Below are 21,985 nucleotides of genomic sequence, written 5' to 3' on the forward strand. Positions count from 1 at the left end.
CAACGGACGGTCGTCTCTTGAACGCGTCGCATGGTCTCGGAGGCATACGTCGTTCCCGTCCGCGCGCTTGCTTTGCCGCGGTGAGGCATACACACGACAGAGGAAACCATCCTGATGAACAGCGCTCATTCCGCACGCCCAGGGTCGAGAACGATCCTCCGCGCATTCCTGGCTGTGCTTCTTGCGGCAGCCGTGCTCCTGGTCGGGCAGACCGCCATGCCGCAGACGGCCCAGGCAGCCGACGGCGACATCGTGAACATCCCCGACCCTGAGCTCAAGCGTTGGCTGAACTACGGGATCGACCCGACCCGGTCCCCGGGCCGGGACATCACCGAGGCCGACGCCTTGAAGGTGACAGCTCTCTACGCTAGTCCGACCGAGGTCGACAAGATGGGCACCGTCAGCGACCTGACCGGGTTGGAGGCGTTCACCAACCTCACGACGCTCTACCTGCCTACCGACTTCAACACCCATCGCGGCTACTTCAAGGACCTGACGCCGCTGAGCGCGCTGACGCAGCTGCGGACCCTGTCATTGCAGTACACACGAGTCTCGGACGTCTCGCCGCTGTCCACGCTCACCGCCCTGACCTCGCTCACCCTCAGCAACAACCAGATCGCCGATCTCAGCGGCCTGCCGGTCATGCCGGACGCGAACGATGTGAACCTCAGAGGCAACCGGATCGTCGACCCCTCGGCGATCGTGGGCAAGATCGACCCGACCAGGGCGACGCGGCTGGATCTCGCCGACAACCGCATCTCCGACGCGTCCCTGCTCGCGCCGATCGGCGCTGCGGGTGTGACCTCGGTGGACGTGAGCAGCAACCGGATCGCCGATCTCAGCCCGTTCCAGAGCTGGAGCGTGACGCCGAGGACCTACTCACAGAACATCTTCGTCGGCTCCTACACCGCGAACCTCACCGTGGCCCTCAAGGCGGCCTCGGCCACTGAGCCCATCGAAGTGAGTCCGGCCGCGGACGGCAACTACGACGTGGCCACGGGCACCCTGACAGTGGCAGACCCCACCCGGGAAGAGATCGACGTCTCGCCGTCCTGGAGAGTGCTGTTCTACACCGATCACGAGGCGGCCGCTGTCGCGGACGCGCCCATCGTCAGCGGCGGCGCGCAGGTCGGCGCCATCCTCACCACCACGGCGGGCTCCTGGTACACGGGCACGCCGACGTTGAGCTACCAGTGGCTCCGCGACGGTGTGCCGATCGACGGCGCGAGTGGCACCTACACCACCGAGTCCGCGTCGGGCTACGAGCTCACCATGGCCGATCTCGGCTCGAAGATCTCCGTGCGTCTGCACGCCCAGGGCACCGGCCAGCGCGGCACCTCAGCGCAGAGCGACGTCGTCGCTGCGAGCTGGGAAGCGGACGCCCCGGCGATCATCAGCGACATCGAGCTCCCCTTCTACGGGGCCTCGCAGTACCGTCAGTCGGCCGTGCTCGGCGACCCGACCAATCCCGGTCTGACCTTGTCGGTGGGAATGCTTGACGCCGACGGTGATCCGGTCAACCCCTCGCAGCTCGACGTCGCCGTGGCCAGCAGCGCACGCAACGTGATCGACGTCGACGGGATCGACATCGCCGGCACCGGAACCAACCGGGCGGTCACGCTGACGCCCAAGACCAAGGGCAACTCGACCCTCACCTTCGCCGTCACCGGCCCCAACGGCAAGACCGCGAAGTTCACGCTGCTCTACTACGTCTCCGGTGCGACCACGCCGACGAGCCGCGTGCTGCAGGGCACCGCCGAGGCGTCCACGGCGATCAGCGCCGGGGACGGGCACCTGTTCGTCTCGGAGGAGGACCGGGGTGGAGCGGTCGGACTGTACGACAGTCGGAAGTCGGGTCTGCCGCTGAGGCTGCTCAGCCTGACGGGGAACAAGCCGAGCATCGAGTCGTCGGCACGCATCGACGACACGGTGTTCTGGCTCGGCTCCCACAGCAACGTCCCGTCCGGGGGGCTCGATGCCACCCGGCAGACCGTCGTCCGTACCGAGGTCAGTGGTGTCGGGGCCGACGCCAAGCTGGAGGCGTCCGGCACCCCGTACCGGAACCTGCGAACCGACCTGGTGGCATGGGACCAGGCGAACGACAACCGCTTCGGCTTCGCCGCCGGCACCGCCTCCGGCAAGCGGCCGACCGTGCTCGACGGCTTCTCCATCGAGGGCTCCGAGTTCTCGCCCGATGGCAGCGAGCTCTGGCTCGGCTTCCGGGCGCCGATCGTTCCGGCGGCGCTCGACGGCAAGGCGCTCATCGTCCCGGTGGAGAACATCGCGGAGCTGACCGATGGCACGGGCGCCACGGCGGAGTTCGGTGAGCCGATCCTGCTCGACCTGGGCGGCCACACGATCCGCGAGATCCGCAAGAACGACCTGGGCGAGTACCTGATCCTCAGTGCGACCGCGGGCAGCGACTCGCTGAACACCGAGAGCGCTCTCTGGTACTGGAAGGGCGACCCGTCGGTGCGCCCGGCGAAGCTGACCACCCGGGTTCCCCTCAACGTCGAGCCCGGCTTCAACGTCGCTCCGGGCATCTGGGAGGCCATCGGCGAGCTCCCGGGCAAGCTGGCGCCCGGCCAGAAGATCGACCTGATGCTCGACCAGGGCGACGACCGGCTCTACGCGAGCGGTATCAACCTGAACAAGGACGACCAGTACGCCAACACCCGGAAGTCACGCATCGACAGCTTCGTGCTCGACGGGGCGGTCGACGTGCTCAGCGAGATCGATGGTCCGGACGAGTTCCCGGTGCAGGCAGCGAACACCATCGGTGCGGCGCAGGAGATCACGGTGACGGCCACCGGCTCGAACCCGCTCGTCGTCGACCGTCTTCGCATCACTGACGAGGACAACGTGTCAGGCGATGAGTTCCTGATCAGTCGCGACCAGCTCACGGGGACCACCCTGGAGCCCGGCGAGTCGGCGACTGTCCGGGTCCGCTTCGCCCCGTCGCGCATCAACGCCGAGTCCCACGCCACGCTGGTCGTCCAGAGCAACGTGGACGGTCGCGAGAGCACCTTTGCGCTGGTCGGCACCTCCGGTGAGCTGCCGAGCGGCGAGGACGGAGAGGACGGCGAGGACGGGGAGGACGGTGAGGACGGCCAGGACGGCAAGTCCGCTACGGCTGTCGATCTCTCGGCCTCGATCAGCGGTACGACGGCACGCTTGACGGCCTCGGTCACGCCGAATGTGCCGGGGACCGTCGACTTCGTCCGAGGTGGCACGAAGCTCGCCACGGTGACGCCGGTGAACGGCGAAGCGACTGCGTCGGTCACGCTTGCGAGAGGCTCGCATCGGATCCAGGCGGTGTTCACCCCGAGCGACCCCGAGGCGTTCCTCGCCTCGCACTCCGGGTCGGTCACGATCACCTCGATCGCGTCCACATCAGTGACGCCGCGGGTGAGCGCGAAGTCGGTCAAGGGCAAGGCACTCTCGATCAGGGTGTCCGCCCCGGGACTGGCCTCGGCCTACCTGAACCAGCGGGTGACGGTGAAGGTGACCGGCGTGGGGACCTTCAGGGCCACGCTGGGCAACGGCAACGTGACCCTGAAGCTCAGGGGCAAGAACGCGGCGAAGCTGAGGAAGGGCCAGAAGGTCACGGTCTCGGTCTCGGTGCCGAGCATCGTCAAGACCGTGGGGTTCACCACCTACACCGTCCGCAAGGCGACGAAGACGGTCAAGGTGGCCATCCGCTAGCTCAGCACCTGCTCCCGAAGGGGCGCAGGTCCAGACCTGCGCCCCTTCGTCCTCCCCCCACTGAACGGAAACACCCATGCACTCTTCGTCCACGTCCTCACCACTCACGCAGAAGCGGCGGCCGCGACCTGCGGCCCGTGTCGGTCACGGCCTGACCGGCGCTCTCGGCATCGCCTTGGCCGCATCCGTGCTCCACGTCCCCGATGCTGCCGCTGCGGCCGACGAGGAAGCGCGGCTGCCCGTCATCCTCGCGCAGTTCCCGCAGCCGGCGGGTGCCTCCGTCGACAGCTCCCACGCCATGTCGGGAGTGGTCGATGATCCGACCAACCCCGGGCTCGATCTGTTCGTCTCCCAGGTGGGCGCTGACGGAGCGACGCCGGTGAACCCAGATCAGCTCGTCGTCACGGCTGAGGTCGAGGCGAAGGGCGCACGCTACCCGGCGTTCACCGCACGGGAGCAGGTGTCGGTCAGCGGCGCCGGCAGCACCCGGCACGCCAGCTTCGACCCGGCTCAGCTGGGCAACTCGACGGTGGTGTTCACCGTCACCGGTGCCGGCGGCAAGACGGCCTCGTACTCGCTGGACTACTACGCCTCGGAGCAGGCGACGCCGACGAGTCGCTTCCTGCTGACCTCCAGCGACGCCTCGACATCGATCGCCGCGGGTGACGGGCACCTCTTCGTGGCAGACGACGAGCACGAGCTGATCCGCCTGTACGACCCCGAGACCACTGGCGTGCCGGTCGCTGAGTTCTCCGCGGGAGCGGAAATCGGTGGCGAGGTCGACTACGAGTCCTCCGCGCGCACGGGCAACCTGGTGTTCTGGCTCGGCTCGCTCGGCAACAGCCGCAAGGGGGAGGTCGAGCCCAGTCGTCACCAGGTCCTCCAGACCCGGATCAGCGGCAGCGGGGCCAACGCGAGGCTGACGCCGGTCGGCATGTACGCGAACCTGCGCAAGGACCTCGTCGACTGGGACCAGGCCAACGGCGACCGCTACGGTTTCGGCGCGGGCACAGCAGTGGGGAAGACCCCCAACGGGCCCGACGCGTTCAACGCCGAGGCGGCCGAGTTCGCCCCCAACGGAACCACCCTCTACCTCGGGTTCCGCACACCGCTCGTCGGCGGCAAGGCCGGGGGCGACGCGCTCATCGTCCCGGTGACGAACATCGTCCAGCTGACCGGCGGCTCCGCCACGAAGGCGAAGTTCGGCCCGCCGATCGAGCTCGACCTCGGCGGTCACAGCATCCGCGAGATCCGTAAGAACAAGGCCAACGAGTACCTGATCCTGTCCGCGGACACGACGGTCAACGACGCCTTCCCCGTGACCGAGGCACAGCGTCAGAAGCTCTGGTACTGGAACGGAGACCCGAAGTCGGCGCCGCAGCAGCTCTCGACCGAGCTGCCGCAGGAGCTGAACCCCACTGGCGCGTCCGTCGGCCAGTGGGAGGGCATCGGAGAGGTCCCGGACAACCTGGCCGCCGGCCAGCAGATCCGGCTTCTCATGGATCAGGGCTACGTCGCGCTGTACCAGCCCAGCTACCAGGACGAATGGGTGGAGCGCTATCCCGTCTACACCGACTTCCAGGCGGCGTTCCTGGAAGGCCAGCAGAAGGACATCCTGCAGTCCCGGTTGCGCAAGTCGCGCACCGACCTGGTGACCCTGCCAGGAGGTCTCGGCGTCAGCGCCGAGGCGAGTGGACCGCTCGTCTTCGCGGAGCAGAAGCCGGGCGCGACCTCCGAGCCCCAGCAGGTGACCCTCGTGAACACGGGGACGAAGCCGCTGGCTGTCGGTGACATCGCGGTGACCGACACAGATGGCGTCGCCGCGAACGATTTCGAGATCGATGAGACGACCGCAGGCAACACCACCGTTGCCGTCGGTCAGAGCTACACGGTGGTGGTGCGCTTCGTCCCGAAGCGGCCCATGACCACCTCCTCGGCTGAGCTCGTCATCGCGAGCAACGTCGACGGTGGTCACACCCGCGTCGCGCTGACCGGCAGCTCCTCGGTGGCGCAGTTCGTCCAGACGCCGTCACCGGTGGTCGACACAGCCTCGCCGAAGGTCGGTGACCGCCTGACCGCGAGCGTCCCCGACTGGACGCCGGCAGCGGAGTTCACCTATGAGTGGCTGCGTGCCGGCCAGCCGATCGCGGGCGCGACCGACGTCTCCTACCTGGCGCGCGTCGAGGACATCGGTCATCGACTCGCGGTGCGGGTCACGGGGACCGCGGACCGCTATGCGCCCACCCCGGCGGTCTCCGAGATGACCGAGGCGGTGGCTGCGAACCCGGTCGCGACGTCGACGACGCTGCGGGTCTCCGGCTCCGGGACGAAGCGCACGCTCGCCGCTACCGTCACGGAGGGCTTCCCCGGCAAGATCAGCTTCATGGCCGGAGGAAGGACACTGGCTGTGGCCGACGTGGATCCGGTGACCGGCACTGCCACCTCGGCCATGGTGTTCACTCCTGGCTCCAGCCCCTCGCTGACAGCGGTGTTCACTCCGCAGGACACTCGGCTGGCATCCGGATCCACGTCGGCAGCCGTGAGGGTGCCGATCGCGAAGACCATGAAGGCAGCCACGGCAACAGTCGCGGTCAAGGCCGTCAAGGGCAAGAAGCTGACTGTCTCCTTGTCGGTCCCGGGAGTCTCGAAGCAGCTGCTCGACACGAGGCTCAAGGTCGTGATCGCCGGGCTCGAGGGGGTGAGGTCGACCAGGACGATCACGATCAGGAACGGACGGCCGGTGTCGTTCGCGCTGGGCAGCAAGGCAAAGGTTGGCGCCCGGGCTCGCGTCACCGTCACCCTTCCCGCCTCGACCTTCTCCTCCTCCACGACGACCTACACGGTGAAGCAGAGGGTGAAGAAGACCTCCGTCCGGGTCAAGTAGGCCGTAGGCGCCACCGCACGACGACCAAGAGCTAGGCCGATCCCCGTGCTCGGGCGAACGTGCCTGCCACCCGAGCGACGGTCTCGACCAGCTCGTCGGGCGACTCGACGGTGAACTCGGCGCCGAGCTGGGCGAGCACCATCACCGGCCAGTGCAGGTCGTCGACACTCATCGTCAGCACGCACCCGCCGTCGTACGGCGTGACCTCGCCCCAGCGGCCGACGGCGCGCGCGACCTGCCCGGCATCGGCCGCGACGCGGACCCGGACGTCGTAGCGCTGCGGGATCTGACGGATCCCGGCCTGCACGAACGCCAGGGCGTCCCCGCCGGGCAGATCACGGGGCCGGTAGCGCTGGCCGCTCGCGCGGGGCGCCGCGACCCGGTCGACGCGGAACGACCGCCAGTCCCGGCGGTCGCGGTCGTAGGCGACGAGGTACCAGCGGCGACCGAGCGAGACCAGCCGGTGCGGCTCCACCCATCGCTCGGTGGGCTCGGCGCCGCGCGCGGTGTAGGTCAGGTGGAGCGGCTCGTCGTCGCGGCAGGCCTGGGCCAGCGTCGTCAGGATCACCGGGTCGACGCCGGGGCGGGCGTCCCAGACCAGGTTGTCGGTCTGCGAGCGCAAGGCGTCGATCTGACGGCGCAGCCGCGGCGGCATCAGCGCGATGACCTTGGTCAGCGCCTGCACCGAGGTCTCGGCGATGCCCGACACCGAGCCGTTGGCCGCCTGCTGCAGGCCGACGGCGATCGCCACCGCCTCCTCGTCCTCGAGCAGCAGCGGCGGCAGGGACCCACCCGCGCGCAGCTGGTAGCCGCCGGCGACGCCGCGCACCGCGTCGACGGCGTAGCCCAGCTCGCGCAGGCGCTCGATGTCGCGCCGCAGGGTGCGGGCGCTGACCTCGAGCCGGGTGGCCAGCTCGCCGCCGGGCCAGTAGCGGTGCGTCTGCAGGAGGGAGAGCAGACGCAGCATCCGGGCGCTGGTGGACATGACCTCACAGTAGATCCGATTGCGGCCGGAAACTGACCTGATGCCTTCCTAGCGTCGTCCTCATGACCACTTCCACCACCCCCGTGATCCGGACGCGAGGCCTCACCCGCCACTTCACGCGTCACCACCAGACCGTCGAGGCCGTGCGCGGCCTCGACCTCGAGGTCGCCGACGGCGAGCTCGTCGCCTTCCTCGGCCCCAACGGCGCCGGCAAGTCCACCACCCTGCGGATGCTGACCACCCTGATCCCCCCGACGTCCGGGACCGCCGAGGTCGCCGGGCACGACGTCGTGCGCGAGCACCGCGCCGTGCGCCGCTCGATCGGGTACGTCGGTCAGGGCAACGCCGCGGGTCACCAGCAGCGCGGCCGCGACGAGGTCGTGAGCCAGGCACGGTCGTTCGGCATGGGCCGCTCGGCCGCCCGGGCTCGCGCCGACGAGCTGCTCGACGCCTTCGACCTGACCGAGCACGCGATGCGCCCGGTCTCGACGCTCTCCGGCGGGCAGCGCCGGCGCCTGGACGTCGCCATCGGCCTGGTCCACGCGCCGCGGCTGATGTTCCTCGACGAGCCGTCCACCGGCCTCGACCCGCAGAACCGGGTCAACCTGCAGGAGCAGGTGCGGCGGCTCAACCGCGAGGTCGGCACGACGATCGTCATGACGACCCACTACCTCGAGGAGGCCGACGCGATCGCCGACCGGGTGATCGTGATCGACCACGGCCTCGTCATCGCCGACGACACCGCCTCGCGGCTGAAGTCCGCGCTCGGCGACCTGGTGTCGCTGGGCTTCGGCTCGACGGCCGACGCCGCGGCGGCCGCGGCCCGGGCCGAGCGGGTCGAGGGGGCCTCGGTCGACCTGCGCGGCGCCGACCTCGTGGTCCGCGTCGCCCACGGACGCGACCTCGCGCCGGGCCTGGTCGCCGACCTGGCCGCCGCGGGCACGCCCGCGACCCGCATGGAGGTCTCCGGGCCGACCCTCGACGACGTCTTCCTCGACCTCACCGGCCGCAGCCTGCGCGAGACCGACACCACCACCGCCATCCCCACCGCCACCACCGAAGGAGCAGCAGCATGACCACCCTCACCGAGACGGTCACCGTCCGCCGCGCCGACGCCGAGGAGCCCGCTCCTCCCGGCTTCCTCGGCGACACCTGGAACGTCATGGTCCGCGAGCTCAAGCCGGTCTTCCGGGAGCCGGCCTCCGTGCTGTTCGCGATGGTCCAGCCGCTGGTCTTCCTCGGCCTCTTCGCGCCGCTGCTGCCCGACGTCGGGACCGGCTCGGCGCTGCAGTGGTTCGTGCCCGGCATCGTCGCGATGACTGCACTGATGGGCGCGAGCTTCACCGGCGCCAACCTGATGCAGGAGATCAGCAGCGGCTCCCACGAGCGGCTGCTCGTCTCGCCGCTGAGCCGCTCGTCGCTGCTGGTCGGCCGGGCGCTGAAGGAGGTCGTGCCGATGCTGATGCAGACCGTGATCATCGTGGCCGTCGTGACGCCGTTCAGCTTCGAGCTGCACCCGCTCGGCATCCTGGTCGGCGCCGCCGTCCTGTCGCTGTTCAGCATCGGCATCGGCGCGCTGTCGTTCGCCCTCGCGCTGGCCGCGAAGGACCAGGACTGGATGTTCTGGACGGTCCAGCAGACGGTGATCTTCCCGCTGCTGCTGCTCGCCGGCGTGCTGCTCCCGCTCGAGGGGGCCCCGGGCTGGCTGCGGGTCGCCTCGGACCTCAACCCGCTGACGTACGTCGTCGACGCCGAGCGCGCCCTCTTCGCCGGGGACTTCGCGGCCGACACGGTCGGCTACGGCCTCCTCGCCGCCGCCCTCACCGCCGCCCTCGGGCTGGTCGTCGGCCTCCGGGCGATGCGCGCCTCCAGCTGACCCGTCGTCCCGCCCCCGGCGTCTAGGCTGCGTCCCGTGACCCGGGACCTGCACGAGCCGCTGGAGGCGGGGCCGGTCCGGGCGACCGTGACCCGGCTGCAGGACCGGATCGCGGCGCGGTTCCCCGAGCGGGGGCTGCGCAAGGTCGCCGGCGACCTCCTGCTGATCATCGACGAGGTCGAGTCGGGGGCCGGCGAGGCCCAGGGCCGGATCCGGACCGCGCGGCTGGCCTCGCGGGCGCTGATGGGGCTGATCCTGGCCGGCACCGTGGTCGCGCTCGTGCTCGCGGTGCGCGACACCCTGCGCTTCGACGGCGTCTTCAGCAGCTCGCTCGAGGTGCTGCCGCTGATCGAGACGGTCATCAACGACCTGGTCTTCGCCGGGATCGCGGTGTTCTTCCTGTGGAGCTTCCCCGAGCGCCTGCAGCGCGGGCGCACCCTGGCCCTGCTCCACCAGCTGCGCTCGACCGCGCACATCATCGACATGCACCAGCTCACCAAGGACCCCGAGCAGCTGCGGCCGTCGTTCGTCCCGACGCCGGTCAGCCAGCCGGCCGACATGACGCGCGACGAGATGGAGCGCTACCTCGACTACTGCTCCGAGCTCCTCAGCCTGGTGGGGAAGACCGCCGCGCTGTGTGCCGAGGAGTCGCGCGACGCGGTGGTGCTCGACACGGTCAACTCGATCGAGGACCTCACCACCGGGATGTCGCGCAAGATCTGGCAGAAGATCTCGACGCTGCCGCCGCTCTGAGCCTTGCAGGAGGGGCGTCAGCCCAGCGTGTCGAGGATCTCGAGGGTCCGCGTCCACGCGGCCGACTCGGGGTCGATGACCACGAAGTGGTCGCCGTCGACCTCGACCAGCTCGGCCTCGCCGCCGGCCTCCCGGGCCGCCTCGACGTACGCCGCCGACTGGCTCGGGGGCACGACGTCGTCGTCCTGGCCGTGCACGCACCACACCGGCACGTCGAGCGGCAGCTGCTGCTGCGGGTCGTACGGCGCGTCGGTCGCCGTGGGCCTGTGGCCGAGCAGCGCCTCGGCCGCGCCACCGCCCAGTCCGTCGGCGTCGGCCGCGCGCAGGTCGAGCACGCCCGCCTGCGAGATCACGGCCGTGACCGCCACCCGGTCCGGCCAGCCGCCGTCGCGACCCCGGCCCGCGGCCCACGTCGCCAGGTGGCCGCCCGCGGAGTGGCCGAGCGTGACCACCGTCGACAGGTCCAGGTCGAGGTCGGCGAGCTTGTCGATGCCGGCCGAGACGTCGTCGAAGGTCGCCGGTGTGCCGCCGCCGTTGCCGAGCCGGCGGTACTCCAGGTTCCACGCGGCCCAGCCCGCGGCCTGCAGGCTCACGGCCAGCGGCTGGCCGAGCGTGCGGTCGTACTGCGCCTGCCAGAACCCTCCGTGGATCACCACGACGACGCCGCGCGGGCGCCCGCCCGGCAGGTAGAGCTCGCCGAACTGGCTGGGGTCGCTGCCGTAGTCGACCCGGCCGTCGCGGGGTCCGTCGCTCGTGGTCACGGGCTCATCCTCCCCGCAGCCGGCGAGCAGCGCACCCAGGGCCCCGGCGGCGGGTGCCGCCAGCAGCACCCGTCGGCTCATCACTCGAACCGCCCCTGGCGGCCGCGCTTGATGTCACCGCGTCGCTTCTTCGCGCCGAGCCGCCGCTCCTTGGAGCCGCGCGTCGGTCGGGTGGGCCGCCGCGTCGGGGACGGCGGCAGCGCCGCGTCGCGCAGCTGCGACGCCAGCCGCTCGCGCGCCGCGCGGCGGTTGGCCAGCTGGGTGCGGTGCTCGCTGGCGGTGACCGTCAGGACGCCGCCGACCAGGCGCGACGAGAGCCGCTCGAGCATCCGCTCCTGGAGGTACGCCGGCACCGCCGGCGACGACGCCAGGTCGAAGGACAGCTCGACGCGGGTGTCGGCGGTGTTGACGCCCTGGCCGCCGGGGCCCGAGGACCGCGAGAACCGCTCGGACAGCTCGGCCGCCGGGATGACCAGCGACCGGGAGACGACCAGGTCGTCAGCCAAGGGCGGCCGGCAGCGTGGCCGCCCACGCCGAGCGGATGTCCTCGAGCGGGAGGTCGAACTGCCCGTCGACGCTGAGCGCGTCGCCGCCCGTGACGCCCAGGTCCGTGACGGGGACGCCGTGGCGCGCGGCGAGCGAGGTGAGCTCGTCGACCCGGTCGGCGGCGACGGTGACGACGACCCGCCCGGCCGACTCGGCGAACAGCGCGAGGAACGCGTCGCCCGGCAGCGAGACCGCAGCGCCGACGCCGTGCTGGAGCGCGCCCTCGACGAGCGTCTGCGCGAGCCCGCCGTCGGAGACGTCGTGGGCGCTGGTGAGCAGGCCGATGCCCTCGTGGAGCAGCTCGGCGAGCGCCTTCTCGCGCGCCAGGTCGACCCGCGGGGGCAGTCCGCCGAGGTGGCCGTGGACGACGTGCGCCCACTCCGAGCCCGACAGCTCCTCGCGGGAGTCGCCCAGCAGCAGGATGCGCTCGCCGGCGGCGGCGAAGGCTGAGGGGGTGCGGCGGGTGACGTCCTCGATGACGCCGAGCACGGCGACCACCGGCGTGGGCAGGATCGCCGTCTCGCCGGTCTGGTTGTAGAGGCTGACGTTGCCGCCCGTGACCGGGATGCCGAGCTCGAGGCAGGCGTCCTTGAGGCCGCGGCAGGCCTCCGCGAACTGCCACATCACCGCGGGGTCCTCGGGCGAGCCGAAGTTGAGGCAGTCGGAGATCGCCAGCGGCACCGCGCCTCCGGTGGCGACGTTGCGGTAGGACTCCGCGAGCGCGAGCTGCGCGCCGGCGTACGGGTCGAGCCGGGCGAAGCGGCCGTTGCAGTCGGTGGAGACGGCGACGCCGAGGTTGGTGTCCTCGTCGATGCGGATCATCCCGCTGTCGCTGGGCTGGGCCAGCACCGTGTTGCCGCGGACGTAGCGGTCGTACTGGTCGGTGATCCAGGACTTGTCGCAGAGGTTGGGCGAGGCCACGAGACGCAGCAGCGTCTCCGCGAGCTCCTCGCCGGTGCTCGGCCGGGGCAGCGCCTCGGCGGTGTCGGCCTGCAGCACGTCCTGGGAGTCGGGGCGCGCGAACGGCCGGTGGTAGGTCGGGCCGTCGTGGGCGACCGAGCGGGGCGGGACGTCGACGACGCGCTCGCCGTGCCAGTCGATCTGCAGGCGGCCGGTGTCGGTGACCTCGCCGACGACGGTCGCGTCGACCTCCCACTTCGCGCAGATCGCGAGGAACGCCGCCACGTCGTCGGGCTCGACGACGGCCATCATCCGCTCCTGCGACTCGCTCATGAGGATCTCCTCCGGAGCCAGCGTCGAGTCGCGCAGCGGCACGGCGTCGAGGTCGACGTGCATGCCGCCGTCGCCGGCGCTCGCGAGCTCGGAGGTCGCGCAGGACAGCCCGGCGCCGCCCAGGTCCTGGATGCCGGCGACCAGGCCGGCGGCGAAGATCTCGAGCGTGCACTCGATGAGCAGCTTCTCCATGAAGGGGTCGCCGACCTGGACGGCGGGCCGCTTGGCCGGGCCGCCCGTGCCGGAGGCACCATCCGATGCAGCGTCGAAGGTCTCCGAGGCCAGGACGGAGACGCCGCCGATGCCGTCGCCGCCGGTCTTGGCGCCGTAGAGGATCACCTGGTTGCCGACGCCGGAGGCCTTGGCGAGGTGCAGGTCCTCGTGGCGGAGCACCCCCACGCACAGGGCGTTGACGAGCGGGTTGCCGAGGTAGGTCTCGTCGAAGACGGCCTCGCCGCCGATGTTGGGCAGGCCGAGCATGTTGCCGTAGCCGCCGACGCCGGCGACGATGCCGGGCAGCACCCGGTGGGTGTCGCCATGACTGTCCGTGTCGAGAGGGCCGAATCGGAGGGAGTCCATGACGGCGACCGGGCGCGCGCCCATCGCGAGGATGTCGCGGACGATGCCGCCCACGCCGGTCGCGGCGCCCTGGTAGGGCTCGACGTACGACGGGTGGTTGTGCGACTCGACCTTGAAGGTCACGGCGTAGCCCTGGCCGACGTCGATGACGCCGGCGTTCTCGCCGATGCCGGCCAGCATCCGGCCGGCCGGGGTCACCTGCGGGATCTCGCTGAACTGCTTGAGGTGCACCTTGGAGCTCTTGTAGGAGCAGTGCTCGCTCCACATCACGGAGTACATCGCGAGCTCGGCGCTGGTGGGACGGCGCCCGAGGATCTCGCGGATCTCCTGGTACTCGTCGGCCTTGAGGCCCAGGTCGGCCCAGGGCTGGTCGCGGGCCGGGTCCTCGGCGGCGACCGAGACGGTGTCGAGCGTGGCGCGGGTCTCGGGACGGGTCTCGGTCACGGGCGTCAATCTACCGGCGCGCCCGGTCGCCCGCCGATTCGCCGGGGGGCCCGAGACGCTCGGGCCCCACGGGCCGCGCCGACGGCCGGAAATGCACGCTTCGTGTCCTTTCTGCCACTCGTGGGCGGGCACCCGGCCCGCCAGGCTGGTGCTCCCCGACCGGAAGACCTGCATGACCCAGACCGCCACCCCGTCCCGACCGCTCGCCCCCGCGCCTGCCTGGCTGCCGTGGGCCGCCCTGCTCGTGGTCTACGTCGTGTGGGGCTCGACGTACCTGGCGATCGCGATCGGCATCGAGACCGTCCCGCCGCTGCTGCTCGCGGGCACGCGCTACCTCGTCGCCGGTGGGCTCATGTACGCCTTCGTCGCGCGCCGCCGTCGCAGCGCGCGACCGGCGGGGCCCTCCGGAGCCCGCCCGTGGGCGGCGGCGGCCGTGGTCGGGGTGATGACCCTCAGCATCGGCAACGGCGGCGTCAGCGTCGCGGAGCAGTCGGTGCCGTCGGGCGTCGCCGCGCTGCTGGTCGCCACCGTGCCGCTGTGGATGATCCTGGCCGACCGCGTCCTCAACGGGCGGCGCGTGGGCCTGGTGCGCGGCCTTGCGCTCCTCGTCGGCCTGGCGGGCGTGGCCGTCCTGGTGCACCCCGGCGGGGACGGAACCGGCTCCACCTCCGGCCTGGTCATCCTGCTCGTCGGGAGCGCGAGCTGGGGCTTCGGCTCGGTCGTCTCGGGGCGCCTGACGCTGCCGGCCGACCACCTGCGCAGCGCCGCGATGCAGATGCTCACGGGCGGGGCCGCCCTCCTCGTGGCCGCGACCGTCAGCGGCGAGCTCGGCGACCTGGATCCCGGCCGCGTCACCCTGCGCTCGCTGCTCGCCCTCGCGTACCTGGTCGGGCCGGGCTCCCTGCTGGCGCTGACGGCGTACGTCGTGGCGCTGCGGACGCTGCCCACGACCACCGTCGCGACGTACGCCTACGTCAACCCGGTGGTGGCCGTGACCCTGGGCGCGCTGGTGCTCAGCGAGCCGGTGACGGCGCACCTGCTGGTCGGCGCGGCGGTCGTGACGCTGGGCGTCGCGGTGTCGCTGCTGGCGCGTCCGCGCCCTACGTGAGGAGCCCGTCGGCGACGACCTCGAGCAGCGGACGCACGTCGGAGGGGTCCAGCTCGCCCTGGTCGGCGATGGTCGCGACCCCACCCACGAGTCGGGCGACCTGGGTGCTGTCGACGCCGTCGCGCAGGGCGCCGTCCTCACGGAGGCTCTCCAGCACGCGGCCGCCGGCGGAGCGCAGCACCTCGCACTTGGTGCGGATCGGGGAGTCGGGGTCACCCATCGCGGACGTGATCTTGGCCGGGCCGCCCTTGTGGGCGCTGATCAGCTCGACGTAGGACTCGAACCAGCCGAGCAGCACCTCGCGCGGCTCGCGCTCGTCGGCGAGCGCCTGGTCGGCGGCCTCGTCGATGCGGTCCACCCAGCTCTGCATGATCGCGTCGAGCAGGTTCTCCCGCTTCGGGAAGTGGCGGTAGAGCGTGCCCGGCCCGACGCCCGCGCGCTTGGCGACCTCGTCGAGGGAGGCGTCGTAGCCCTGCTCGCGGAAGACGACGCGCGCGACCTCGACGATGCGGTCGTAGTTGCGCTTGGCGTCGGCACGCACGGCGGGTCCCTCTTCCCTCTTGCCAAACCGGAGAGTGTCTCCGTATGCTCGTGGAGAACCGGAGTCGATCTCCACATCTAGCGTACACCGGCCTGATCGGCCAGAACAGGACTCTCCCATGTCCGTCCTCACGAACCGCAGCACCGGCACCGACCTGCCGGTCGACCTCCCGCCCGACGCCGGCCGCGCCGCCACGGGCATCGCCATCGTCCTCGTCGCCCAGCTGATGCTGGTGCTCGACGCCACCGTCGTGAACGTCGCGCTCCCGCGCATCGACGCCGACCTCGGCTTCGGCCCCGCCTCGCTCTCCTGGGTCCTCAACGCCTACACGCTCGCCTTCGGCGGACTGCTGCTCCTGGGCGGCCGCCTCGGCGACGTCCGCGGTCGCCTGCGCCTCTTCGAGGTCGGCCTCGCCCTCTTCACCGTCGCCTCGCTCCTGGGCGGCCTCGCCCAGACGCCGGGCCAGCTGGTGGCGGCGCGTGCCGCCCAGGGCGTCGGTGCGGCGCTGGCCGCCCCCAGCGTCCTGGCCCTGCTCACCACCAGCGCCCCCGACGAGCCCGCGCGCAACCGGGCGTTCGCGCTCTTCGCCGCCGTCTCCTCGGGCGGCGCGTCCCTCGGCCTGCTGCTCGGCGGCCTCGTCACCGACGTGGGCTCCTGGCGCTGGACGCTCTTCATCAACGTGCCCATCGGCCTGGTGGTGCTCGCGCTCGCCCGCCGCTTCGTCACCGAGACCCCGCGCCGACCCGGCCGGTTCGACGTCCTGGGCGCGGTCACGGCCACGCTCGGCGCGGTCTCCCTCGTCTGGGCCCTGATCGGGACGCCCGACCACGGCTGGACCTCCGCGCGCACCCTCGGCGGCTTCGCCGTCGGCGTCCTGCTGCTGGCCACCCTCGCCGTCACCGAGACGCGGGTGGCCCACCCCATGATCCAGCCGCGGCTGCTGCGCAGCCGCCGCCGCGTCGCCGCGCTCGCGGTCATGGCCCTGGTCGTCGGTGGCCAGCTGTCGATGTTCTTCCTGGTGGTCCAGTACGTCCAGGGCGTCCTCGGCTTCGGGCCGCTCGCGGCCGGCTTCGCGTTCCTGCCGCTCAGCCTCGGCATCTTCACCGTCTCCCGCTTCACCCCGCGGCTCATGGCCCGCTTCGGCGCCCGCCCCCTGGTCGTGGTCGGCACGCTCGGCCTGACGTCGAGCTTCGTGCTGCTGAGCCAGGTCGGGGCCGAGAGCTCCTACGCCGGCGCGGTGCTGCTGCCGATGCTGCTCAACGGCCTCTCGGCGGGACTGGTCTTCATGCCGGTGACGGCGACCGCGCTCGCCGACGTCGAGCCCGAGCACGCCGGGGCGGCGTCCGGACTGCTGCAGACCACGCAGCAGCTGGGCAGCGCCGTCGGCGTCGCCGTGATCGTCTCGGTCTACGCCGCCGGCGCGGTGCCCGGGGAGTTCCTGCCGGGAGCACGCGAGGCGTTCCTGACCTCGGCCGCCTTCACGGCCGTCGCCCTCGCACTGGCGGCCACCCTGCTGCGACCCGCGCGGGCCACGGCGCCCGAGCCCGTCGAGGTGGAGGCACTGGCGGCGGAGGCCGCCTGAGAATTACAGATCTGTAGTTCACTCGCAGCCCTGTTACTGGTGTGAACAGTGGGGTTATCGTGACGGCGCCACCCGGTGCCACACCCTTCCCCTGGAGCTCCGCGATGACCTTCCCCCTGCCCACCTTCGGTCTCCGATCGCTGAGCCTGCTGGCCGCGAGCGCCATCGCCGCCGCCACGTTGAGCGCCTCGGGACCCGGCGCCCAGGCCACCGGCGCCACCGCAGTCTCGGCTCCGGTGGCCGCGAAGCGAGCGGCCAACCCGGTCACGCCGGGTGACTTCACCGGCTTCGGCTTCGACCAGTGCCTGGCTCCGACGCAGCGCGCGATGAACGCCTGGCGGCGCAGCTCGCCGTTCTCGGCGGTGGGCATCTACATCTCCGGCGACTCGCGTGCCTGCCGCAACCAGCCGAACCTGACCCCCACGTGGGTCGCCGACCAGCTGCGCCTGGGCTGGCGGCTGCTGCCGATCACGCTCGGCCCGCAGGCCTCGTGCCAGCCGCGCTTCCCGCGCTACTCGGACGACGTCAGGATCAACCCGAAGCCCGGCGCCGACAAGCTCTACACCACCGCGCAGCGGCAGGGCCTGGCTGAGGCCGTCAAGACCGTCACGGACGCCCAGGCCCTGGGCATCACGAGGGGCAGCACGCTCTGGTACGACCTCGAGGGCTTCGACTCCGGCAACACCCACTGCCGCGAGTCCGCCCTCTCGTTCCTCAGCGGCTGGACGACGCGGCTGCGCGCCCTGGGCTACGTCTCCGGCGTCTACTCGAGCGCCGGATCGGGCATCGCGGCGCTGGACCAGGCCCGCATCAAGCGGCCCAACCGCTTCGTGCTCCCCGACCGGATCTGGCTGGCCCGGTGGGACGGCGTCGCCAACACCTCCACCTCCTACGTCCGATCGGACGGATGGCAGCCCGGCCGCCGCATCAAGCAGTACCGCGGCGGTCACGACGAGGTGCACGGCGGCGTACGCATCAACATCGACAGCAACTACCTCTCCCTGGGTCGCGGCTCCGTCGCGGCGCCGGAGGCCCGCTGCGGCGGCGTCGGTGTCTCCTTCACCTCCTACCCGGTCATCCGGGCTCCGAAGGGCGACACCACGCCGTCACGCGCCCACGTGAAGGCGCTGCAGTGCCTGCTCCAGGAGCGTGGCCTGTTCCGGGGCCGTCTGACCGGCACCTACGGCCCGACCCTGGTGACGGCCATGAACGCCTGGCAGCGGTCGCAGGGCCTGCCGGTGTCGCGCAACTGGCACACCCGGCCCTGGATGACCCTGCTCGCGGTGGGCGCCCGCCCGGTCCTCAAGTTCGGCTCGACCGGTCACCCCGTCCGTGGCGTCCAGCGCACGCTCAACGCCTCGCGGGTCGGCACGCCCGTGCGGGTCACCGGGGTCTACGACGCCGCGACGGCCGCCAAGGTGCGCGCCTGGCAGGCGAAGGTGAAGCTGCCCGTGACCGGGGTCGTGGCCGGCGACTCGTGGCTGCGCCTGGCGAAGGGCTACCGCTGAGCCGCGTCGCTCATCCGGCGGGGGGTCCGACCAGGAGCGCCACGCCCGTGAGGGCCGCGACGGCCACCACGGCGGCGAGCGCGCCACGCAGCGGGTTGCGCAGCAGCCAGGCGACCGGTCGCTCGGAGGTGCGGGCCGGCTCCTCGCCGAGCAGCCGCCACGAGGAGCCCAGGGCGCCGCGCGACTCGACGTGGCGGTCGAACCACACGGTCGCGAACGGCGGGATCGCGGACAGCAGGCCCACCGCGGTGCGGGCGGCCGACCAGCGCCGGTCGACGGCGACGACCACGGTCGTGAGGCAGTAGGCGATGAACACGACCCCGTGCAGCATGCCGAAGACCCGCACGCCGAGCTCGGTGGTCTCGGTGACGTACTTGAGGAACATCCCCGTCAGCAGCCCGGCCCAGGTGACGGCCTCGGCCAGCGCGACGGTGCGGAACAGGCGGGTCGGGCTCACGCGAACGCGCGCTCCACGAGCGAGGTGAAGAAGCCGAGCCCGTCGGTGCCGGCGCCGGTGAGGTCCTCGACGGCGTGCTCGGGGTGCGGCATCAGGCCGACGACGTTGCCGCGCTCGTTGCTGATGCCGGCGATGTCGCGCATCGAGCCGTTGGGGTTGCCCCCGAGGTAGCGCGCGACGACCTGGCCCTCGCCCTCGAGCCGGTCGAGCGTGGGCTCGTCGGCGACGAACCCGCCCTCGCCGTTCTTGAGGACGATCGTCACCTCGGCGCCCTCGTCGTAGGCCGAGGTCCACGGCGTGCGGCTGCTCTCGATGCGCAGCCGCTGGTCGCGGCACACGAACTTGCGGTGGTCGTTGCGGATCAGCGCGCCGGGCAGCAGGTGCGACTCGCAGAGCACCTGGAAGCCGTTGCAGATCCCGAGCACCGGCATGCCGCGCTCGGCCGCGGCGACGACCTCGGTCATCACCGGCGAGAAGCGGGAGATGGCGCCGCAGCGCAGGTAGTCGCCGTAGGAGAAGCCGCCGGGCAGCACCACCGCGTCGACGCCGCGCAGGTCGTGGTCGCCGTGCCAGAGCGCCACGGCCTCGTGGCCGCCGATGCGCACCGCGCGCTGGGCGTCGACGTCGTCGAGCGAGCCCGGGAAGGTGACGACGCCGACCTTCATGCGGTCACGACCGTCTCGTCCACCGTCTCGTCGAGGTGGACGGTGAAGTACTCGATGACCGGGTTGGACAGCAGGGTCTCTGCCATCCGGTGCACGTCGGCCAGCACCGCCTCGGTCACCTCGCCCTCGACCTCGAGCTCGAAGCGCTTGCCCTGGCGCACGTCGGTCACGCCGGAGAAGCCGAGCCGGGGCAGCGCGCCGAGCACCGCCTTGCCCTGCGGGTCGAGGATCTCGGGCTTGGGCATGACGTCGACGACGACTCGGGGCACAGCGGGCTCCTGCTTCGGGGCGGGGCGGTGGTGCGGGCGCTCCCATTCTACTTTTGCTCGAGCAGCTGCACGACCAGGGTGCGCCGCAGCCACTCGTGGTAGCGCTCCCGGCTCCAGCCGCGGTCGACCCGCAGCACGCCGTGCAGCTCGGGGGTCGTGAGCGCCCACAGCACGTCGATGCACTCCTGGGCACCGCCGCGCAGCCGCTCCGGGGGCAGCAGGCCGACGGCGACCTCGAACGAGGCGCCCCGACGGTCGAAGGCGACGCGCATCGCCTCGGCGGCGCGGGCGTCGACGGCGGCCGCATCGCGCAGCACGCCCCACAGCGGCCCGATGCGCTCGAGGACCTCCACCAGCCGGTCCGCGATCATCCGCACCTGCTCCTCGGGCTCGGGCGTCGCCGCGATGTGCGGATAGCTGGGCGGGCCCAGGGTGGCGAGCGGCGGGCCGGGCTCGGGAGCGTCCTCGGCCGGCTGCACGGGGTCGCGGCCGGTGATCGCCATCTCGAGCAGGGCCAGGGCCAGCTCGGACTTGCTGCTCCCGGCGCGGTAGACCGAGGCGAGCGCGACCCCGGCCTCGGCGGCGATGTCGAGCATCTTGGTGCCGGCGTAGCCGTCGGCCAGGAACCGGGTCCGAGCCGCGACGAGCACCCGCCGCCGGGTGTCGCTGCGCTCCTGCTCGGCCCGCTCGCGGCGGCTCTCCGCGTTGTAGGCACGCTTGGGAGCCGCCTGCTCGTCGTTCGTCGACATCGGCACCAGTCCCCTCCTGACCCACTGACCGCACGAACCTCGTGCTCCCCGCATGAAGTTTCGCACCGGGAGCGTGAGTTTCACCGGGTACCCGGTGAAACTCACGCCAAGCGCCCGCTCGCCCCCACCGCGGCCGAGGCACACTGGAGGCATGAGCCTCTCCTCCGGTGCCACCCCCGCGTCCCCGCTGAAGCTCGCCTTCCCGCAGTCGCTGGCGGTCTACGACGACTACGCAGCCGCGCAGAAGGCGGTCGACCACCTCTCGGACCACAAGTTCCCCGTCGAGCAGTGCATGATCGTCGGCACCGACCTCAAGCGCATCGAGCGCATCACGGGCCGGCTCACGAACGGCCGGGTCGCCCTGGGCGGAGCCCTGTCGGGGCTGTGGTTCGGGCTCTTCATCGGCCTGATCTTCACGATCTTCACCGACGAGAGCGCCTTCGCGACCATCGCCTCGACGATGCTCGTCGGCGCGCTCTTCGGGCTGATCTTCGCGCTGGTCAGCTACGCGCTCACTCGCGGCGTCCGCGACTTCTCCTCGGTCACCCAGGTGGTGGCGACCCGCTACGAGGTGCTCGTCGAGCACAAGGTGGCCGCGCAGGCACGCGAGCTGCTCGCTCAGCTGCCGGGCGCGACCCCGGACCCGTTCGCCTGAGCCTGCTCAGTCCTCGCGGCACTCGATCTGCGGCGGCTCCTCACCGGGGAGCGCCAGCCAGCTCTGCTGCGGCAGCGACGCTCCGCCCAGGTCGAGCTGCAGGGCGGGTCGCGTCGTGACGCGGCCGCGGTCGTCGCGGAAGGCGAAGCCGCTCCGCTCGCGGACGCCCACGGTGTAGAGGCACTCGTCGAAGCGGGTGATCTCGCCGACCGGCTCCTCGAGGTCACCCAGGTCCTCCCGGAGCTCGCGCAGCCCGGCGCGCAACCGGCGCAGCCCGCTGCGTGGCTCCCGCGGCCGGGCCGCGGCGGCACGGTCGTCCGCGTCGCCGTCGTCGCAGTCCCGGCCCGACCCCGGCCGGTCGCGCCACGCGAACGCCAGCACCTGGTAGTCGGGGTCGTCGCGCTCGCTGTCGTCGAGGTCGAGGCCCGGGAGGTACGTCGTGCCGGCGGTGAGGTGCCCCAGCCCCTGCTCGGTGTCGCCGGACTCCGAGACCGGCAGCGCCGTGAGGCACGACTCCCAGTCCTCGAAGCGCCGCGTGGTGCGCGCGAGGCGTCGCGTCCCCCGCTCGAGGCGGTGCAGCCGGCGCAGCAGCGCGCCGACGCGGGGCGGGCCGGGCCGCGCTCGCGCGTCCTCCCCCGAGCCGCGGGGGTCCGGCGGCGCGCTCAGGCAGCCGCGGCTGGTCGCC

The 21,985-nt window shown here is 72.0% G+C and carries 19 protein-coding genes; 9 read left to right on the forward strand and 10 right to left on the reverse strand.

Features of this window, described 5'->3' with window-relative positions; all coding sequences use genetic code 11:
• The first annotated feature begins 216 nt into the window (after positions 1–216).
• Entirely contained in the window at positions 217–3,705 is a 3,489-nt protein-coding gene (locus IRQ30_RS11330) for a leucine-rich repeat domain-containing protein (RefSeq protein ID WP_193612966.1), read from the forward strand.
• 187 nt (positions 3,706–3,892) lie between these two features.
• Positions 3,893–6,589 carry a hypothetical protein gene (locus tag IRQ30_RS11335; RefSeq protein WP_193612967.1) on the forward strand — a complete coding sequence of 899 codons (2,697 nt, stop codon included), beginning with the start codon at positions 3,893–3,895 and terminating at the stop codon, positions 6,587–6,589.
• Positions 6,590–6,620: 31 nt separating this feature from the next.
• On the opposite strand, the gene IRQ30_RS11340 is transcribed toward IRQ30_RS11335, so the two are convergent.
• Positions 6,621–7,574, reverse strand: a complete 954-nt coding sequence (locus tag IRQ30_RS11340) for a helix-turn-helix transcriptional regulator (RefSeq protein ID WP_227467429.1) — start codon at positions 7,572–7,574, stop codon at positions 6,621–6,623.
• A gap of 62 nt (positions 7,575–7,636) precedes the next feature.
• On the opposite strand from IRQ30_RS11340, the gene IRQ30_RS11345 reads away from it, so the two are divergent.
• From IRQ30_RS11345 to IRQ30_RS11355, 3 genes are read left to right on the forward strand one after another with little or no spacing between them, the layout of a single operon-like run.
• Entirely contained in the window at positions 7,637–8,650 is a 1,014-nt protein-coding gene (locus IRQ30_RS11345; RefSeq protein ID WP_193612968.1) for an ABC transporter ATP-binding protein, read from the forward strand.
• Positions 8,647–9,450: an ABC transporter permease gene (locus IRQ30_RS11350; protein WP_193612969.1), complete on the forward strand. Its 804-nt coding sequence runs from the start codon at positions 8,647–8,649 to the stop codon at positions 9,448–9,450. Before IRQ30_RS11345 ends, IRQ30_RS11350 begins: the two co-directional genes overlap by 4 nt.
• A 36-nt stretch (positions 9,451–9,486) precedes the next feature.
• The gene (locus IRQ30_RS11355; RefSeq protein ID WP_338087926.1) at positions 9,487–10,203 is read left to right on the forward strand and encodes a hypothetical protein; all 717 of its coding nucleotides are present in this window, start codon (positions 9,487–9,489) and stop codon (positions 10,201–10,203) included.
• Positions 10,204–10,220: 17 nt separating this feature from the next.
• Here the strand turns inward: IRQ30_RS11355 and IRQ30_RS11360 are convergent, their stop codons facing one another.
• The 3 genes from IRQ30_RS11360 to purL all read right to left on the reverse strand — a co-directional run bounded on the left by IRQ30_RS11360 (position 10,221) and on the right by purL (position 13,766).
• The gene (locus tag IRQ30_RS11360; RefSeq protein ID WP_338089664.1) at positions 10,221–10,964 is read right to left on the reverse strand and encodes an alpha/beta hydrolase; all 744 of its coding nucleotides are present in this window, start codon (positions 10,962–10,964) and stop codon (positions 10,221–10,223) included.
• An 80-nt stretch (positions 10,965–11,044) separates the two neighbouring features.
• Complete coding sequence (arfB, locus tag IRQ30_RS11365) at positions 11,045–11,470, reverse strand: alternative ribosome rescue aminoacyl-tRNA hydrolase ArfB (protein WP_193612971.1); 426 nt, start codon at positions 11,468–11,470, stop codon at positions 11,045–11,047.
• Entirely contained in the window at positions 11,463–13,766 is a 2,304-nt protein-coding gene (gene purL / locus IRQ30_RS11370) for a phosphoribosylformylglycinamidine synthase subunit PurL (RefSeq protein WP_193612972.1), read from the reverse strand. The genes arfB and purL overlap by 8 nt, the downstream gene beginning before the upstream one ends.
• A gap of 172 nt (positions 13,767–13,938) precedes the next feature.
• Here purL and IRQ30_RS11375 point away from each other — a divergent pair, with 172 nt between their 5' ends.
• Positions 13,939–14,874 carry an EamA family transporter gene (locus tag IRQ30_RS11375; protein WP_193612973.1) on the forward strand — a complete coding sequence of 312 codons (936 nt, stop codon included), beginning with the start codon at positions 13,939–13,941 and terminating at the stop codon, positions 14,872–14,874.
• Here the strand turns inward: IRQ30_RS11375 and IRQ30_RS11380 are convergent.
• Positions 14,867–15,415, reverse strand: a complete 549-nt coding sequence (locus IRQ30_RS11380; protein WP_193609404.1) for a TetR family transcriptional regulator — start codon at positions 15,413–15,415, stop codon at positions 14,867–14,869. The genes IRQ30_RS11375 and IRQ30_RS11380 overlap by 8 nt on opposite strands.
• A gap of 118 nt (positions 15,416–15,533) precedes the next feature.
• Here IRQ30_RS11380 and IRQ30_RS11385 point away from each other — a divergent pair, with 118 nt between their 5' ends.
• Both IRQ30_RS11385 and IRQ30_RS11390 read left to right on the forward strand, forming a co-directional pair.
• Positions 15,534–16,997 carry an MFS transporter gene (locus IRQ30_RS11385; RefSeq protein WP_193612974.1) on the forward strand — a complete coding sequence of 488 codons (1,464 nt, stop codon included), beginning with the start codon at positions 15,534–15,536 and terminating at the stop codon, positions 16,995–16,997.
• A gap of 104 nt (positions 16,998–17,101) precedes the next feature.
• A complete protein-coding gene (locus IRQ30_RS11390; protein ID WP_193612975.1) occupies positions 17,102–18,505 on the forward strand; it encodes a glycoside hydrolase domain-containing protein in 1,404 nt (467 codons plus the stop codon).
• A gap of 10 nt (positions 18,506–18,515) precedes the next feature.
• Here the strand turns inward: IRQ30_RS11390 and IRQ30_RS11395 are convergent, their stop codons facing one another.
• Genes IRQ30_RS11395 through IRQ30_RS11410 form a run of 4 tightly spaced genes read right to left on the reverse strand, consistent with a single transcriptional unit; the run spans position 18,516 to position 20,645 of the window.
• Complete coding sequence (locus IRQ30_RS11395) at positions 18,516–18,962, reverse strand: DUF3817 domain-containing protein (protein WP_193609401.1); 447 nt, start codon at positions 18,960–18,962, stop codon at positions 18,516–18,518.
• On the reverse strand, positions 18,959–19,627 hold the full coding sequence (gene purQ, locus IRQ30_RS11400; protein WP_193612976.1) for a phosphoribosylformylglycinamidine synthase subunit PurQ: 669 nt from the start codon (positions 19,625–19,627) through the stop codon (positions 18,959–18,961). The genes IRQ30_RS11395 and purQ overlap by 4 nt, the downstream gene beginning before the upstream one ends.
• Positions 19,624–19,896, reverse strand: coding sequence for a phosphoribosylformylglycinamidine synthase subunit PurS (gene purS, locus IRQ30_RS11405; RefSeq protein ID WP_193612977.1), 273 nt, complete (start codon positions 19,894–19,896; stop codon positions 19,624–19,626). Before purS ends, purQ begins: the two co-directional genes overlap by 4 nt.
• Before the next feature lie 47 nt (positions 19,897–19,943).
• Entirely contained in the window at positions 19,944–20,645 is a 702-nt protein-coding gene (locus IRQ30_RS11410; RefSeq protein WP_227467464.1) for a TetR/AcrR family transcriptional regulator, read from the reverse strand.
• 151 nt (positions 20,646–20,796) lie between these two features.
• Between IRQ30_RS11410 and IRQ30_RS11415 the strand changes: the two genes are divergently transcribed.
• A complete protein-coding gene (locus IRQ30_RS11415) occupies positions 20,797–21,300 on the forward strand; it encodes a general stress protein (RefSeq protein ID WP_193612979.1) in 504 nt (167 codons plus the stop codon).
• Between the two features lie 6 nt (positions 21,301–21,306).
• On the opposite strand, the gene IRQ30_RS11420 is transcribed toward IRQ30_RS11415, so the two are convergent.
• The coding region (locus IRQ30_RS11420; protein ID WP_193612980.1) for a hypothetical protein at positions 21,307–21,985 on the reverse strand (679 nt) is incomplete at its 5' end.

It is taken from the genome of Nocardioides lijunqiniae (assembly GCF_015024225.1).
GTDB lineage: Bacteria > Actinomycetota > Actinomycetes > Propionibacteriales > Nocardioidaceae > Nocardioides > Nocardioides lijunqiniae.